Source organism: Aliiglaciecola sp. SL4 (assembly GCF_041538045.1).
GTDB lineage: Bacteria > Pseudomonadota > Gammaproteobacteria > Enterobacterales > Alteromonadaceae > Aliiglaciecola.
Map to the genome: position 1 here is coordinate 1 of NZ_JBGOSE010000009.1, position 16,832 is coordinate 16,832.

Consider the following 16,832-nt stretch of genomic DNA (forward strand, 5'->3'; position numbering starts at 1 on the left):
GTTAGTTTGTTGAATTATCTAGCAGTTTAATTAAATCAAGATTTAATGCGAATCAATACTCGTTAACAATGGAATACTTCCACGGCGTGTCATTGTTGTTTTTGCATTAAAACTCAATGCCAAGTTATTTTTCACACTGCCAAATTTGCAAATAATCCTATAAGTTAGGCAGCATTCTTAAAATAGATTTAAAACTATTTTTAATAACTAGTCTCAAATCTATGCCTGTCCAAGTTATTATTTTGTAAAATAACCAGCAAGGTTTTAACTTAATTTACACTAGTTAAACACGCATATTGAAAATTAAAAAACTTTATCCATTTCATCTACTTACCCTGCATTTACCATTGCATCGATGGACGATAGGATTTAATCTAAAATCCCAGTAATTTTTAGACAGAGTGGCAAATGAAACAAGATATAACAAACACTAAAATAATTGATTCTTCACGCCGCAAATGGCTAAAATCCGTTGGACTAGGTACAGGAGCAGTTGCACTTTCTGCATGCGTAGATTCAAGTGTAAAAGAGCTAAATGCCGCAGGCATGAAAACTGATCACTTTCCATCAGCTACACCAAATGTGAATGATGGACTTATTCGATTATCCTCAAATGAAAACGCATTTGGACCTTCAGCAAAAGCGGTGGAAGCCATGCAATCTGAGTTGTTCAATCTTGGAAGATACGCTGATGCAACTGTCGACGTTCTGAAAAAGAAAATTGCAGCCCAAGAGGGTGTATCCGAAGAGCAGATTGTCGTAACAAATGGCTCTTCTCCTATCCTATTTGGATACGCAGACTGGATAACCAAAAACGGCAATAAGTTAGTCACTTCCATGGCCACCTACGAAGGCGTGCCTCGTGGCGCAGAATTTATGGGCGCAGATGTAACTTATGTTCCATTAGACGCCGATATGAATTTTGATTTAGACGCTATTGAAGCAGCAGTCACAGATGACACCACAGCGGTGTATATCTGTAACCCAAATAACCCAACTGGGTGCGTAGTAGATCCTGTTAAGCTAACCGAATTTGCAAAACGAGTGTCACAGAAAGCCCAAGTTTTCATCGATGAAGCCTACATTGAGATGTCAGACGCATATCCAACCAACGTTCAATCAAAGTTAGCAGCCGACGGATACAACGTGGTTATTTGTCGCACATTCTCAAAAATACATGCAATGGCTGGCCAACGTTTAGGTTACGCCATCATGCCTGTTGAGCAGGCCAAAGTCATTGGTCGTATGTTAAGAATGGGTGGTGTGAACTATCTCGGTTTGGTTGCCGGTATGGCGAGTATGGATGATCACGCAAACTTAACTACAATGCGCAAACGTGTGCAAACCGAGCGCGCAAAGTTAACCACTGCTGCACTAGAGCTAGGACGTCCATATGCTAAAAACCCCCAAGGGAATTTTATCTATATGGATACTGGTATGCCCCACGATCAGTTTTCGGAAAAAATGAAAGCCGAAGGTATCAAGGTGGTGGGCAGAACATGGCCTGGTTACGACACCTGGTCTCGCATCAGTATTGGAACACCGGAAGAGACCGATGCTTGTGTTAAAGCATTAAAGACAGTTTTAGCATAATCAATGTTGCAACTCTGACATCTTAGCAAACAACATGATGTGTCAGAGTTCAACCAGATTCCCTCAAACCAGAAGTTCCAGCTCGAGAAATTTAGCCTCGAGCTGGCACAATGCTATCTAACTCTTCGTTTTATGCATGTCCTGTAACTCTTTTCTGTAACTCTTTTTTCGATTTAACTAAAACTGTTGTCTGATATTAAGACTTCAGCATTTTATGGATGTCCTCTAAGTCTCTGCTTTCTAAGTCTGCTGCAGACATTTCCCATTAAATAATGGGGTTATTTTTAAATCGCAATTTTTCGATTTCACTAAAACTGCTATCTAATACTAAGGCTTCAGCATTTTATGCATGTCCTCTAATGCTTTAGGCATAGCATCAGCATACATTTGTACATCTTTGATTATCCCAGTACTGACTCGTGACCAAGGTTGGTAAGTACGGTATTGGCCGCGGATCAACACGTTCTGTTTTTCCATCGCTTTTCGAAATGAATTGGCATCACCATTTTCACCCAAATTTACAAACACAAAGTTGGTGCTCGAAGGTAAAGCTGTCAAACCATTCGCTTTTACCGCCGACTGGATAATACCTTTGGCTTCCATTACTTTTTCTCTAGAGAAAGTTTTAAAACCTTCATCATGATAACTAGCAATAGCAGCAGCTAAACCAGCTTGGTTAATAGAGTAGCCTCCCAATCCGTATCTGTTGATAAATTCGATGTTTTCTTCAGAACCCAACATATACCCCACACGCATACCCGCAAGACCATAAATTTTAGAAAATGTACGGGCTACGATGATATTGTGACCTTGGTTAATAAGCGGGATCATCGAATGTTTTGGACCATCTTCAATGAGTTCATTGTAGGCTTCATCCACCAAAACCAAAGTTTTCTTAGATGCCTTAATACAAAACTCTTTAAGCTTCATCGGATCAAGAATTCGCCCAGTGGGGTTGTTTGGATTACATACATGTACCATAGCTACGTCATCATCAATAGCATCATAAAGGGCATCCAGATCAATTTCTAAATCGGCGGTATTAGCTACCCGACGAATTTCTGGACCACCTTGGCTAATAGGCGCTTTAGACGTGGTATCCCAAAATAAATCCGGCCCTAAAATAACACCTTTAGTTGTCGCCGCCAGAGCAGCAAAGGCCAGAATTAAGGACGAACCAGCAGTAATAGAAATATTACCCGGTTTTAGGCTGTAGTTTTCTGCAATCATATCTCGCAGATACATACCTGCATTATAGGCATAATAAGCGCCGCCTTGACTACTCGCCTGAGAAATAGCTTTTAGAGCTTCAGGGCTAGGACCATAGGGATTTTCATTCGCATTCAATTTAGCAATACCTTCAGCAGGTCCGTAACTAACCTTTGGTGCCGGTATTGCAGCGGCAGATGCCATACTTGCAGGTACGATTAGACCTGAAGCTCCGGCAGCAGAAGCAGCAATGCTACCCCCTAAAAATAAGCGTCTAGATGGATTATAAGTCATTATTATTTTCCTTTTGTTCTTAAAATATGTCTACGACAAAACTTTGATAAACATCGCTGTTGATACAATCACTAAGTAAATACCGAACAAGCGTTTGAGTTTTTTCTCACTGAAGCTATGGGCCAGTGAGGCACCATATGGTGCAGTAAGAATGGAACCAACACTGATGGCAATTAATGCCGGTAGATTAATATAACCAACCGTCCCAAATGGCATGCTTTCAGGACTAGTATTTTCCATAAATAAAAATCCGATGGCTCCTGGCAGACCAATTAAACAGCCCACACCTGCGGCTGTTGCCACGGCCTGTTGTATGGTGCGTTTACACATCACCATAGTGATAACCGTTGGCGTTCCGCCACCTATGCCTAATAGCGCTGAAAACCCTCCCAGTACAAATGCTAAAGTGGCTTTGCCCATACCAGAAGGCATCGAAAACGACATACCTGGACGAACAACAAAATCTGGAAAAAGGAAATAAATTGAATACAGTAACACCCCAGCAGCAAACACAATGGTTAACCCCACGCTGCTAGTATGATTAGCAATAGCTAAGCCACCCAATACCCCCAAAATAATCCAAATTGACCACGACTTGAGCACATCAAAATCAACAGCACCTCGGCGACGGTGAGCCATCACCGAACGGGCACTAGACACCACGATGGAAGCCAGTGAGGTGCCAATAGCTACTTTCACCAACTGTTCAGAGTTGGGAGTGAAAAACGGGAAAACCGCCAATAAAGCCGGTACTACAACAAATCCCCCACCATTGCCAAATAAACCAGCGGTAATACCAGCTACAGCGCCAGCGCAACATAAGGTTAGAACGAACCAGAGTAACTCTATCTCCATCACAACATCGCTCCACTAAAAATTGTTATCAAAATACTTTCCCAACTTAAATAAAAAAGTTCTGTTAAAATGAGCAGGGGGCTTACGCCCCTTCTGCTATTGCTGTTGTGTTCTAGAACTTAGGGTTTAGAAGTTAGCGATAAACTTGGCGTAATAATAACCACCTTGCCAATCAACCACTGAATCTGAGCGGTATACTCGTCCACAACAAGAATCCCCCATAGTGGCTACATCAGGATAGTTATCGAAGATGTTACGGACACCCAAAGAAACGGTATACATATCATTGATATGATAAGTACCTTCCAAATCAACCATTAACTCTGAACCGAAAGTTTGGATCTCAGTATCAGCTGAGCTATCGTTGGCATTTTCATACTCGCCGTAATAACTGAACCGAGTCGTTACCAGCCAATCTTCGTAGCTATGATTAATAGAGAACACACCGCGCATTTCAGGTACACCGTTCTCAAAATCTAACTGGTCTTCTGCATTTAGGTATTCGCTAGGATCTGAATCAAACTCTTGAGCGTTATAGTTGATCGAAGCGGTAAACATTGTTTCGCCGTAATCCGATTTCAGAGCGTAGGTAGCAACAATATCAAGGCCTTCAGTGACCGTGTCAAAGGCATTTTGGAAGAAGAAAACACCACCAATAGACTCAGCACCTACCACACCTGCATCAGCTAGGCTTAAATAATTGGTGTAATCTTCACCGCTTGAAGGATCGGTAGACACATCCATTGTTGAAACAGCATACACTCTGTCTTCCAATAATATGTGGTAATAGTCTACAGTTAAGCTGAAATCACCAAGTGCTGCGGTCAAACCTAGTGTAAAGTTAGTGGATAACTCTGGACTAAGCTCTTCGGCACCAAGTGCTTGGGCAACTGAACCACCAGCTGGAAACAACCCCGTTGCAACAGGAAATCCATTAGGTAAACGAGTGGAAACATTGGTTGTACCTTGTTGACCAGGGGTTGGCGCACGGAATCCAGTTCCGTATGAACTTCTTACCGCAAATTCATCGGTAAATTGATAGATTGCCGCAACTTTATAAACAAGCTCTGAACCGAAATCTGAATAATCTTCGTAACGTAGTGCACCTTGAGCAAATAGTTTATCGGTGATATCACCTGAAACATCCACATAGGCAGCATAAGAATCTCGAGAGTATTTGCCCGAGAATTCAGGGGAATAACCAGGGAAACCATTGGAACCCACACCCACTACACGGTAAACCGGATCAAGACCTTCAATGCCATCATCTTCAAAACCATCACCGTCCACGTCATTAGTAGTATAGTTCGCACAATCCAAGGTTGAACCGTTGGCGATCACAGCTTCACCTGCTTCTGTAGGCATATAAGCATCGGTACAAAACTCCCAAGGATCAGCAGAGGCATAAGGACCAGCAAAGTACGAGTCCTCTTCACCTTCAGAAATTTCGTAAGATTCATCCATGTAACTCAAACCAAAGGCGAAAATATATTCATCCATGTCATAGGTGAAGTCAGCTTGAATTTGAGTCTCTTCATTACTTAAGTCACCAGGTTTAAAGGAGATAGGTGATAAATTCCCCATAGAAGGGTTAACGGTATTGCTTAAGGTATAAGAAATTTCGTTGTAACCGTAACGGGCACTTAAATCATAACCCAAAGCACCACTCATTCCTTTTATGCCGCCAACCAGAGAGTAATCTGTTACATCACCAAAGAAACGCGGTGTGAAGCCACCTGGAAATATTTCAATAGGACTCCAGATAGAACCATCTTCTAAACGCAGATCTTCAATGGTGCCATTTCCTGGATAACGATAAAAGAATGAACCGTCCCCTTCACTTTCTGAATAGTTACCGAATCCATAAAGTTCAATATCATCTGAAAGTGCATAACCTGTGTTTACAAATATACGAGTACCGCTTGAATTAGGCTGTCCCCAAGGTTGCACTTGTGACGAACCATGAACTGTTTGACCTTGCAATTCTGCAGCAGCAATAAACTCTGCAGATTGATCGTCAACACAGAACCATGCCTCACAATACTGGGTTCCTCTGAATGTCGCTTCTGAATCTGAATATTCAGCTGAGATACTTAAAAAACCGTCATCACCTAAGGCAAAACCTTTGTTACCAGCTATGACTAATTGGTCTCCATCGCCTTCAAAATATTGCCCCATTTCAGCAGAAAACATGCCCCCTTCAGTATTATTTTTTAGCTGAAAGTTGATTACACCAGCAATGGCATCAGAACCATATTGTGCTGCAGCTCCATCACGCAGTACTTCCACACTCGCTATCGCTGCGGTAGGAATTGTTGCTAAATCGGGTCCTTGAGTACCTGAACCGCCAATAGATACTAAAGAAGCACGGTGGCGTCGTTTCGAATTCACTAAAACTAAGGTTTTGTCGGTAGGTAATCCACGTAGTTGTGCTGGGCGAATAAAGGTACCACCATCTGAGATAGGTTGGCGAGAAACTGAATAAGATGGCACTAAGGTTTTTAATACATCATTCATATCTGAAAACGCTACGGCATTTAAGTCGTCAGCACTGAGTACATCTACAGGTACTGGTGAACTGGTGACTGTTCTAGGGGCTCCACGGGCTCCTACTATTGCTATTTTTTCCAGATTATCGTCTTCTGCGGCGGCTTCTTGCGCATATGCCAAAGGTGCACTCAGCAAAGAAATAGTACAACTAGATAAACCCATTAATATTGCAGCATTGATTTTATTTAATTTCATTGAGTGTTCCTCTATAAAGTGTGTGTTCTAAATACTTTCATCCCTTACTTTTTATGCTTTATCTTTTATCCTTAATTAATGTTTTTTATTTTTTTGATAAAAAATACTTAAATATGTTTTTAGTTAAGGGAGTGCCCTTGATGTGAGCAACTAAGCACCAATTTCAGGCAAGAATGTATTTTTGTATCCCATTCGTCCTATCAACAACCCCAGAAGAGACTAAGAAATGTAATGGCAAGGCGGAAGAAAAAAGATTATTGAGGGTTATAAGGAAAATATTGACCCTAATTATTTATACATAAATAACAATAAGATAAGATTATTTCTTAGCTCAAAAAGAATTTAAATAAGTTCGAAAAAACATATTTTTTACAATATTACACTTCCCAAAGCACCACCATGGTACAAAAAATGCTTAATTTACAAGCAATTACATTAGATAGTGCAAAAAATAAGTTTTGAAATGAAATGTAACTAAATTAGTGCAAGGGAGGCACAAAACATCATCGAATAAATAGACGTGTTAGGAGCATTCTGTAGTATGAATTCTAAACAGCTGGAGTATTTTTTAATAACCGTGCAAAAAGGCAGTATTGCGGCTGCAGCTAGAGAATTAGACATTGCTCAACCAGCCATCAGTCAACAACTTGCTAATCTAGAAAGAGAAATGGGAACGGCTTTACTTGAGCGCAGTTTTCGAGGAGTGACCCTAACCCAAGCCGGAAAAATATTTATAAACCACGCCGAAGCTATTACTAAAACCATCAATGATTCGAAAATCGAACTTCAGAAGCTAACAAACAATCGCTCTGGAACCGTTCGAGTAGGCATGCTTCCGTCAATTGGTAACGTTTTATCAATGCCATTGATTGCTGAAATTAATCACTTTCACCCCCACATCAAACTAGAAATTAGTACGGGGCCATCTTATGCAGTAAAAGAGTGGCTTAAAACAAATCAACTCGACATTGCATTAACCTATGAACAAGAAATTGAACAGAGCTTCATGAGCGCCTATCCGCTTATTGAAGAATACATGTATTTGATAGTCGGCAGCAGTGACAGTGCAAAAAATTATAGACAATTGCTAAACCGAGATACGGTAAATTTCTGGGAGCTGAGTCAATTTGAGCTTTTGACTCCGGGTCTGAAAGACGCCTTAGGCCAACTAATAAATAATTATGAGCAAAAAACTGGCGTTGCTCTAAAACATGACAAAGCCTACTCAGGGCAATTAATGACAGGACTTAGACAAGTTATTCAAGGTGAAGGATTAATGATATTACCTTCCTCGGCAATGTACCACTTAGAGGAAAGTAAAGTGGTTAAAGCCCTAAAAATCGAACAGCCTGAAATGACCAGGATGGTGTTAGCAACCACCAACAAGGGTATGCGTATATCTGATGCTTCAATTCAAATGTTGAACGTCATAAAAACGGTAACGGCTAGTGAACAAGCGTTATCACATTGGCGCGGACGATTAGCAATCTCGTCCGCAAGACACATTCAGCCACCCACTTACCAAACCTCCAAAGTAATGTAGCAACTCAATTTGAGGTTATATTCCTTGAGAGTCTGACAATGGTTTTGCAAAATTAGCCCTTGAATGCTGTACAAAATCAGTACTTCCTTGCTCTCTAAGAACTAGCAACTTCAGGCCGCGGTCTGCATGTTCCAAAGCTTTTTCCTTCCAGTTGGCCTGATATAAACGTTTAGAGGATTGGTAGTAATATATAGCTCGCTCCAAGCGAAGTCGGCTATCGCGATCCCCTAAGGTTTTATCTGCTTCTTGTAACCTGCTCTCAAAACGTTTCAACAGAAGGTGCACAGGATCAGAATTATCTATAGTAGCCACCTCAGTCTGTCCATCAACCATGGCTGAACTTAGAATCGCGATGATGATCACTGAACTTAAAATTAGCTTCTTCATTGCCTTTCCTTATTAATAGATTTTGCTTAAATACCTTATGTTTATTAACCTTAAACACTGCAGGTTTGATACCAAAAACAGGTATCAACCAACAATAAATTAGAGATATTTATTCTTTAAAAACAATTAGATAAAAACACCTCCAGGTGCATTTTCATTGTTTGCAGATAACTGAGGATTTTAAAACTAGAAATGGAAAGCTTTTTCTGAAGACGTGTAAAAATTACTTACACTTGATTTTTTGAAGGCGATACAGAATATCGCCTCATTATTAAATAAGTCTGAGTAAAATACTTACGATGGTTTTGCTTGAGCTTGAATCTGAGCTCGATTGCAATTCGTAACAAGAGCCTGCTACAAATGAGGTAAATATTCCTTTGGGAGAGCTCAACCACTGTTTAGACTGCTGCGTTGCATTGTCTAAAGTTTGCTGTTTTACCTCTCTTGTCACGTTATATAAGACGGCTTCATTTGCAACGCGAGCTTTTTGTTCTGCTAATAAGTCAAACATACTAAGCCTCACTTTGCGGTGTCTGGTGCGTTTTTGTTTGATTTACCAAAAACCGCATTGATTGTTGTAGAAAATCCCATTGAACGAGCGGCATTCTTAAATACTCGGTGAATAAGCCAAAACATCAACAGGTTTAGTGAAATGAAAAATGTTGCGATGAGCAACCAATGAATACCGTAGTTGAATGCAGCATAGCCAACGGTTAAGAGTAAAGCTACCCAGATTATTAAACTGACGCCTACTAACAATAGAATACAAACCATGCTCAACAAAAACGCTTTTATGCTAAGTTTAAACTCTTGGGCCGCTAGGCTTTTCGCTTTACTGACTTGGTCTTTCTGGGACGCCCAAACTCTTGCCCAACAAGCCTGTAGGTCAGCCAAATCTGCAACGTCGTTTTCAGGCGCTGCAGATTCTTGAGTTTGGTGAGTGTCGCCATCAATCATGGGTGATTACTTTCTTTTTAGTAGTGCAGTCAGAGCCATACCTGCGGCAAATGCAATACCAGCTGTAGCGACTGGATTTTCTTTAGTAAATTTACCAATTGATGACGAATTCCAGTAGTCCAAAGCTTCTTGCTGCTTTGCAGACAATGTTTCAGCAGAAGCCGTAGCTGAGTGTCTTACTTTTTCTTCAGTTTTAGCCGCTTGTTTCGACAAAGAATCAACTGAATGGTGAAGAGCATCGGTTACCTTATCAGAAATTGGTGTCTCTGAATTATCAGTGCCCTGCTTAGGAATATTGGTAGCTGATTGTGTTTGATTTGACATGTCATTCTCCTTTTAGGTTAACGGACTATCAATCAATTATGGATAGATAGTAATGGTTAAAGAGCAACGAATATGCCATTTAAAAAAATATGAATTAATGCAGTTAAAACAGTCAATTAAAGTGTTTCGGTTAGACTCAACTTATAATTATAGGGTTCACCTTGTAAATACTTCTGATACTCTTTGCAACAATTACATCAAAACGTAAAAAAATATGTTGGAAACAAGTCTAATTTGCACAACCGGCTTTCTAGTGGCCATAACGTTACTTCCACTATTACCTAGTAATCATTGGTTATGTCGCAGTTGGGAATTTCCCAGAGTTCAGATAGTCTTCTTGATCTTAGTGAATATTCTACTGACAGTCTCTTTCACGGAAACGACTTTGATGTATTGTCTACTTTTGTTAAACCTAGCGAGTTTAATATATCAGTCCATTTGGATATTCCCTTATACATTTTTATATCCAAAAGAAGTAGAACAGGCAGAAAATTCACAAGTAGAATCCAATGTAACCATTAAAGTTATTACGGCAAACGTATTAATGCCGAATAAATCGGTACAAAAACTAATAGATATAGTGACTGAATATAAACCAGATATTTTAGTAACTTTAGAAACCAACAAATGGTGGCAAGATGCGTTAATCCCCATTCATGAAAGCTTTCCTTATCGAGTTAATAAACCCTTAGAAAATTTATATGGAATGCATGTTTATAGTAAATATGAAATTTCGGATTTGCAGGTTCTAGAATTAATTGAGAAGGATATTCCATCAGTTCATTGTCGTATTCAATTCCCACAGAACGTCAAAGTGAAGTTTCATTTTATGCATCCAGCTCCACCATCTCCAACAGAAAATGAAACTGCGAATCCAAGAGACAAAGAGTTGATTTTGATTGCCGATGAAGTGAAACACACCCAGCAGCCAACGATAGTAACGGGTGATTTAAATGATGTTGCCTGGTCGCCCACCACACGACACTTTCGTCACTTGAGTGGTCTAAAAGACCCTAGAATTGGGAGGGGATTTTTTAATACCTTTCATGCAGATTACCCAGTGATTAGGTGGCCTCTCGATCACCTTTTTCATTCACAACACTTTATGTTGGTAGATATCAAAAGGCTACCGTCAATAGATTCTGACCACTTTCCTCTGTACACAGAGTTGATGGTAAAAAGTCATATGGATTAACTGCTAATGGTTTTAATAATTAAGGAAGTCCGCTCGCAAACTTTAACCATGCGTAGCGGACTTTACACTATTCAAAGCTCGTCTTATCTTTTGGCAATAATCCAAACTGCGTGAATTATACCTGGCAAATAACCAAGAATGGTTAGTAGTATGTTTAAGAAAAACGCGCCACTAAATCCGACTTGAAGAAATACACCAACAGGCGGAAGTAGAATTGCTAGTATTAGTCTGATGATATCCATGTTTTACCTCAATATTTATTAAACATTTTTTATCTATAAGCCGCGCTGTGAGCGGCTAAGCAGTAATTTCCTGCAATGCTTTCATCTCATCATGACATGCTTGCATTGTGCCTCGAATTTCACGAAGTGCTAATGCACATGTATCAGGCTGCTTTTCTTCAAGAGCCTCATCGATTACCTCTAAGGTTTTATCTTCCACTTCTTCGAGCTGGCTGACATAGGTATGTTCTTTGTCAAACGATAATGCACCTACTAATTTTGTGTACATATTGCGGACATTCACAGTGATAGACTCCCCCTTTTCCTTCTCGCCTTTTTCGGCGATAGCGAAAGGCTGAAGAGCTTCAATTGCAGCTTTTTTCTCAAACATCATTCGCGCAAAAACTTGTTTTACAGATTGATGCGTAGCTTTATCAATGCTTTCTTCGTAAAAGTCTGCGCCCGCTCTTAGGACTTCAATCACGTCAGTTACTTTGTTTACTTGTTTCACTTCATTACTCATAAAAATCTCCTTTTAATGATCGAAAATAAATAATCAAAATTGCTCTTTGATTGTGTCGTTACTCGGTTAAAGATGGTGCAGAAAGCACACCATAGTGAAAAAACTCTGGAAATAAACACTTAAACAAACTGAATGATTAAATATTATTTAAATATTTCAATAACTTAAATTAAAAAAAGAAAATGAATGAAATAGTAATAAGAAGGGAAATAAAGAATTAGAAAGAAAGGTAAAGGTGTATAACTGTAAAAATTTTACTCTGGGAATGGAAAGTTTACAAAGACAGGTAGCTATTAAAAAACATAAAAAACCCCGCCAACTTTGTTAGCGGGGAACTCACGCTTAAGGGATGTGTATAAGGTTAGGGTTACAACACATCCTCAGAAGCTACAGGATCTTCTGGTTTGACTGTTTTAGACAGTAATAACTCCGCTCTAAGACGCTTTTCAATATCATCGGCCATATCTGTATGTTCTCTAAGGTATTTAACCACATTCGCTTTACCTTGACCGATACGTTCGCCATTGTAGCTATACCAAGCTCCAGCCTTTTCAACAAACTTCTGCTTAACACCTAAGTCAATCAACTCCGCTTCTTTACAAATACCTTGGCCATATAAAATTTGGAATTCAGCTTGTTTAAATGGCGGTGCTACTTTGTTTTTCACCACTTTAACTCGAGTTTCGTTACCAACAACTTCATCCCCGTCTTTAATCGCACCAATACGACGTATGTCCAATCTTACAGAAGCATAGAACTTAAGCGCATTACCACCAGTGGTGGTTTCAGGACTACCAAACATCACCCCAATTTTCATACGAATTTGGTTGATGAAAATAACTAAGGTATTTGAACGCTTAATATTACCGGTTAATTTACGTAGCGCTTGTGACATCAAACGCGCTTGTAAACCAACGTGGGAATCCCCCATATCACCTTCAATTTCAGCTTTAGGGGTAAGCGCTGCCACGGAATCGACAACCACAACATCCACTGCACCAGAGCGTACTAACATATCGCAGATTTCCAATGCTTGTTCACCGGTATCTGGCTGCGACACTAAAAGATCATCGATATTAACACCTAGCTTTGCCGCGTAGACTGGATCAAGGGCATGTTCAGCATCAACGAAAGCACAGGTTTTACCCATTTTTTGTGCTTCAGCGATAGCTTGTAAAGTTAGGGTGGTTTTACCCGATGATTCAGGACCATAAATTTCGACCACTCTGCCACAAGGCAAGCCGCCTATTCCCAACGCAATATCAATAGTCAAAGAACCGGTTGAAACCGCTTCAATATCTAAAGCTTGGTTGTCTCCAAGGCGCATAATCGCCCCTTTACCAAATTGTTTTTCAATCTGCCCAAGAGCAGCTGATAATGCGCGAGATTTATTATCGTCCATCGGAATATCCTTCGAAAATAGCGTGATAAATTAAACAAAGCTTCAACGAACTTGTTTATTTGTTATTTAACCTAAACTTTATGCTGAGAAGTATACTGTATGATTATACAGTTGCAAGTACAGTTTTACTTGTTTTGTGATTTTCTGACCAAGAGCGTTAAAAATCAGCGCTAAAGTTACAAGGATTAACTGACCAAAACCATGTATTGCTTAACCAATTCTGTGACTGGTCTGTTGCAAAGCAAACTCAATAGCTTGCAATCTAACTTGATGACGATCGCCAGAAAAAATCTGTTTTTCAGTAAAAATTTCGCCATTGATGTAAAATCCAAACCAAACTAAGCCGACTGGTTTATCTTCTGAACCACCATCGGGACCAGCAATCCCACTAACGGAAACGCCTACTTTGGCCTGGGATTTTTGTGCACATCCAGATGCCATCTGTTCCACAGTTTGAGCCGACACAGCGCCAAATGAAATCAAGACTTCTTGCCTAACCCCCAATAAAGATTGTTTCGCTTCGTTAGAATAGGTCACAAATGATTGTTTAAACCACTGAGAACTTCCAGCAATACTGGTTATTGCAAAAGCAACACCACCACCGGTACAAGATTCAGCACAACTAATTGTCCATCCCTTTTGGGTTAACTGTTGACCCAGTTGATGGGCTAATAAATCAATAGATTCGGTTAACATAGAACGAATATGCTCCATTAAATTTTTTATATGGCAGATTGTACTAACAACTGCTAGAAAAAAAACCCATACTTCTTATAATGCCCAATTGTTTTTAACGTCTTATTTAGATAAGGCATTTATTCAAGCATAACCTCAACCTGCAAAGAGATCCCAACCTCAATGAGTAATAGCGTTAAACAGTCAGATCTAGATAGCCACACTCCCATGATGCGTCAGTACTTAACTATAAAAGCTGAACATCCAGATATTCTGTTATTTTATCGTATGGGGGATTTTTACGAGCTATTTTTTGATGACGCGAAAAAAGCCTCTGAGCTATTAGATATATCCTTAACTGCTAGAGGTAAGTCAGGTGGTAATGCCATTCCAATGGCCGGCGTGCCCTATCATGCAGTAGAAAGTTATCTCGCTCGCTTAGTTAAAATGGGGCAATCGGTGGCGATTGTGGAGCAAGTAGGTGATCCCGCCACCAGCAAAGGTCCTGTTGAGCGACAAGTTCAGCGCATTGTAACTCCCGGTACGGTTACAGACGAAGCTTTATTAGAAGATAAACAAGATAATTTATTGGCCTCAGTTTTTGTCCAAAAAGAGACATTCGGGTTTGCCATAATCGACATTACCAGCGGCCGTTTTAGTATCTCTGAACTGGCCGGTGAAGAAGCCTTATTAGCGGAATTGCAGCGCTGCAATCCTGCCGAGTTGCTATATCCTGAAGGGTTTAGCCACCTTCATTTAATCGACGATCGCGTAGGCTTACGCCGCCGCCCTGTGTGGGAGTTTGATTTCCAAACCGCCAACAAACAGTTAAACCAACAGTTTGGTACCAAGGAGCTCAATGGTTTTGGTATTCAAAATGCAAAAATTGCCATTTGTGCTGCGGGATGCATTGTTCAATATGTTAAAGACACACAACGCTCAGCTTTACCACACATACGCAATATTCAGTTGCAAAACAATGACGATACCGTGCTCATGGATGCAGCCACAAGGCGCAATCTAGAATTAACCTTAAATTTATCTGGCGGCGTAGAGCATACATTAGCGAGTATTCTAGATTTCACAGTCACCCCAATGGGAAGTCGGTTATTAAAACGCTGGATCCAAACCCCAGTGCGCGATTTACAGGTCATAAATAGCCGCCAACAACAAATAAAGGCCCTACACGCAGACGAACACGAAGATTTACGCGACATGCTTAAATCCGTCGGGGATATGGAACGTTGTTTAGCCAGGTTAGCCTTACGTTCAGCACGACCTAGAGATTTTTCAAGGTTGGCTAATGCATTCGTCATGCTGCCAGATATACAACAAAAGTTAGTAAATTTAGGACCCTACTTTGCTAACTTGAGTGCAGATATCAACAACTTCCCTGAACTTGGCGAACTTTTATCTAAGGCCATCATCCCTAACCCGCCGGTATTAATTCGCGATGGCGGGGTCATTGCTCCGGGTTACAATGAAGAGTTGGATGAACTGCGAAACTTAGCCAAAGGCGCAACAGACTATCTAGAGCAGTTAGAAATCCGCGAAAAAGAACGTACAGGCATCCCTTCCCTCAAAGTAAATTACAATAAAGTTCACGGCTATTATATTGAAGTTAGTCGCAGTTTTGCTGATCAAGTCCCTGCAGATTATGTCCGTCGGCAAACCCTAAAAAATAACGAGCGTTATATAATTCCTGAGCTTAAAGAACACGAAGACAAAGTGCTTACCAGCCAGGGACGTGCCCTGGCGTTAGAAAAACAATTGTATGATCAGTTGTTCGATTTACTATTACCCCAATTAAATGAACTTATGCTAAGTGCCATGGGCCTTGCCGAGCTAGATGTGATTTGTAATTTAGCCCAACGAGCGGAAGCCCTAGATTTGCACTGCCCAGAGATGAGTGAACAGACCGGGATTTTTTATGAGCAAGGTCGCCACCCAGTGGTTGAAAGTGTGATGAAAAGCCCTTTTATCGCTAATCCCTTAGCTATGACACCATCAAGACGAATGTTGATTATTACTGGACCAAACATGGGCGGAAAATCAACATACATGCGGCAAACCGCATTAATTGTGCTGATGGCCTATATAGGCTCATTTGTACCTGCCCAGCAAGCGACTATTGGACCAATCGACCGAATTTTCACCCGCATAGGAGCTTCTGATGACCTCGCTTCTGGACGTTCTACCTTTATGGTAGAAATGACAGAAACGGCGAATATTTTAAATAATGCAACGGCGAACAGCCTAGTGTTAATGGACGAAATAGGTCGCGGCACCAGTACATATGATGGTCTATCCTTAGCTTGGGCATGTGCCGAATATCTTGCATCAAAGATTAACGCCTACACACTTTTTGCCACCCATTATTTTGAGCTAACCCAATTAGCAACCGAACTTGATAACCTAGCCAATGTGCACCTTGATGCCATTGAACACAACGACGAAATTCGTTTTATGCATGCTGTTCAAGAAGGTCCAGCGAACCGCAGTTATGGTTTACAAGTGGCGCAATTGGCTGGCGTGCCTAAAAGCGTGATTCGTTCAGCCAAAACGAAACTCGCCATTTTGGAGAAACAACCCAGCATTGATAGTAGTGAGCTGGCTGTAAGTGATCACTCACAACAACTTGACCTGTTAGATTCAGTGGATGATTTGCGAATTAAATTGAATCAAATTGAACCCGATGAATTGACACCTAAAGAAGCTCTCGCACTGGTATATTCATTGAAAGAAATGAGTAAGCAATCCTGAGATATTGAAAGTTTATGTAGCTGGCAAAATTCAGATTATTTCAAATCAAAATTTGTCACCCTTAAATGAAAAAGTTCGTTGTATGGAAACGCAGCTTTCCGTATACTGTTGAGCCGTCCATATGCCGATCTTTTTGTCGGTTCCTT

The 16,832-nt window shown here is 40.5% G+C and carries 15 protein-coding genes; 4 read left to right on the forward strand and 11 right to left on the reverse strand.

Features of this window, described 5'->3' with window-relative positions; all coding sequences use genetic code 11:
- Positions 1-408: 408 nt before the first annotated feature.
- Entirely contained in the window at positions 409-1,593 is a 1,185-nt protein-coding gene (locus AB6T38_RS13300) for a histidinol-phosphate transaminase (protein ID WP_372547776.1), read from the forward strand.
- A 327-nt stretch (positions 1,594-1,920) separates the two neighbouring features.
- Here the strand turns inward: AB6T38_RS13300 and AB6T38_RS13305 are convergent, their stop codons facing one another.
- The 3 genes from AB6T38_RS13305 to AB6T38_RS13315 form a co-directional block, all read right to left on the reverse strand.
- Complete coding sequence (locus tag AB6T38_RS13305) at positions 1,921-3,096, reverse strand: histidinol-phosphate transaminase (protein WP_372547777.1); 1,176 nt, start codon at positions 3,094-3,096, stop codon at positions 1,921-1,923.
- Between the two features lie 30 nt (positions 3,097-3,126).
- Entirely contained in the window at positions 3,127-3,951 is an 825-nt protein-coding gene (locus AB6T38_RS13310) for a sulfite exporter TauE/SafE family protein (protein ID WP_372547901.1), read from the reverse strand.
- Between the two features lie 126 nt (positions 3,952-4,077).
- Complete coding sequence (locus tag AB6T38_RS13315) at positions 4,078-6,696, reverse strand: TonB-dependent receptor plug domain-containing protein (protein ID WP_372547778.1); 2,619 nt, start codon at positions 6,694-6,696, stop codon at positions 4,078-4,080.
- 541 nt (positions 6,697-7,237) lie between these two features.
- On the opposite strand from AB6T38_RS13315, the gene AB6T38_RS13320 reads away from it, so the two are divergent.
- The gene (locus AB6T38_RS13320; RefSeq protein WP_372547779.1) at positions 7,238-8,239 is read left to right on the forward strand and encodes a LysR family transcriptional regulator; all 1,002 of its coding nucleotides are present in this window, start codon (positions 7,238-7,240) and stop codon (positions 8,237-8,239) included.
- Between the two features lie 15 nt (positions 8,240-8,254).
- Here AB6T38_RS13320 and AB6T38_RS13325 read toward each other — a convergent pair whose 3' ends face one another.
- The 4 genes from AB6T38_RS13325 to AB6T38_RS13340 all read right to left on the reverse strand — a co-directional run bounded on the left by AB6T38_RS13325 (position 8,255) and on the right by AB6T38_RS13340 (position 9,907).
- Positions 8,255-8,626, reverse strand: a complete 372-nt coding sequence (locus AB6T38_RS13325) for a hypothetical protein (RefSeq protein ID WP_372547780.1) — start codon at positions 8,624-8,626, stop codon at positions 8,255-8,257.
- A 271-nt stretch (positions 8,627-8,897) separates the two neighbouring features.
- A complete protein-coding gene (locus AB6T38_RS13330; RefSeq protein WP_372547781.1) occupies positions 8,898-9,137 on the reverse strand; it encodes a hypothetical protein in 240 nt (79 codons plus the stop codon).
- An 8-nt stretch (positions 9,138-9,145) separates the two neighbouring features.
- Positions 9,146-9,583 carry a hypothetical protein gene (locus AB6T38_RS13335; RefSeq protein ID WP_372547782.1) on the reverse strand — a complete coding sequence of 146 codons (438 nt, stop codon included), beginning with the start codon at positions 9,581-9,583 and terminating at the stop codon, positions 9,146-9,148.
- A 6-nt stretch (positions 9,584-9,589) separates the two neighbouring features.
- Entirely contained in the window at positions 9,590-9,907 is a 318-nt protein-coding gene (locus AB6T38_RS13340; RefSeq protein WP_372547783.1) for a DUF883 domain-containing protein, read from the reverse strand.
- 214 nt (positions 9,908-10,121) lie between these two features.
- On the opposite strand from AB6T38_RS13340, the gene AB6T38_RS13345 reads away from it, so the two are divergent.
- Positions 10,122-11,102, forward strand: a complete 981-nt coding sequence (locus tag AB6T38_RS13345; protein ID WP_372547784.1) for an endonuclease/exonuclease/phosphatase family protein — start codon at positions 10,122-10,124, stop codon at positions 11,100-11,102.
- Between the two features lie 83 nt (positions 11,103-11,185).
- Here AB6T38_RS13345 and AB6T38_RS13350 read toward each other — a convergent pair whose 3' ends face one another.
- From AB6T38_RS13350 to pncC, 4 genes are all read right to left on the reverse strand, one after another.
- Complete coding sequence (locus AB6T38_RS13350) at positions 11,186-11,344, reverse strand: YqaE/Pmp3 family membrane protein (protein WP_216046824.1); 159 nt, start codon at positions 11,342-11,344, stop codon at positions 11,186-11,188.
- A 55-nt stretch (positions 11,345-11,399) separates the two neighbouring features.
- Positions 11,400-11,846, reverse strand: a complete 447-nt coding sequence (locus tag AB6T38_RS13355) for a PA2169 family four-helix-bundle protein (RefSeq protein WP_372547785.1) — start codon at positions 11,844-11,846, stop codon at positions 11,400-11,402.
- 367 nt (positions 11,847-12,213) lie between these two features.
- Positions 12,214-13,248, reverse strand: coding sequence for a recombinase RecA (recA, locus tag AB6T38_RS13360; protein ID WP_348489288.1), 1,035 nt, complete (start codon positions 13,246-13,248; stop codon positions 12,214-12,216).
- Between the two features lie 210 nt (positions 13,249-13,458).
- Complete coding sequence (gene pncC / locus AB6T38_RS13365) at positions 13,459-13,944, reverse strand: nicotinamide-nucleotide amidase (protein WP_372547786.1); 486 nt, start codon at positions 13,942-13,944, stop codon at positions 13,459-13,461.
- Between the two features lie 162 nt (positions 13,945-14,106).
- On the opposite strand from pncC, the gene mutS reads away from it, so the two are divergent.
- On the forward strand, positions 14,107-16,686 hold the full coding sequence (gene mutS / locus AB6T38_RS13370) for a DNA mismatch repair protein MutS (RefSeq protein WP_372547787.1): 2,580 nt from the start codon (positions 14,107-14,109) through the stop codon (positions 16,684-16,686).
- Positions 16,687-16,832: the final 146 nt, after the last annotated feature.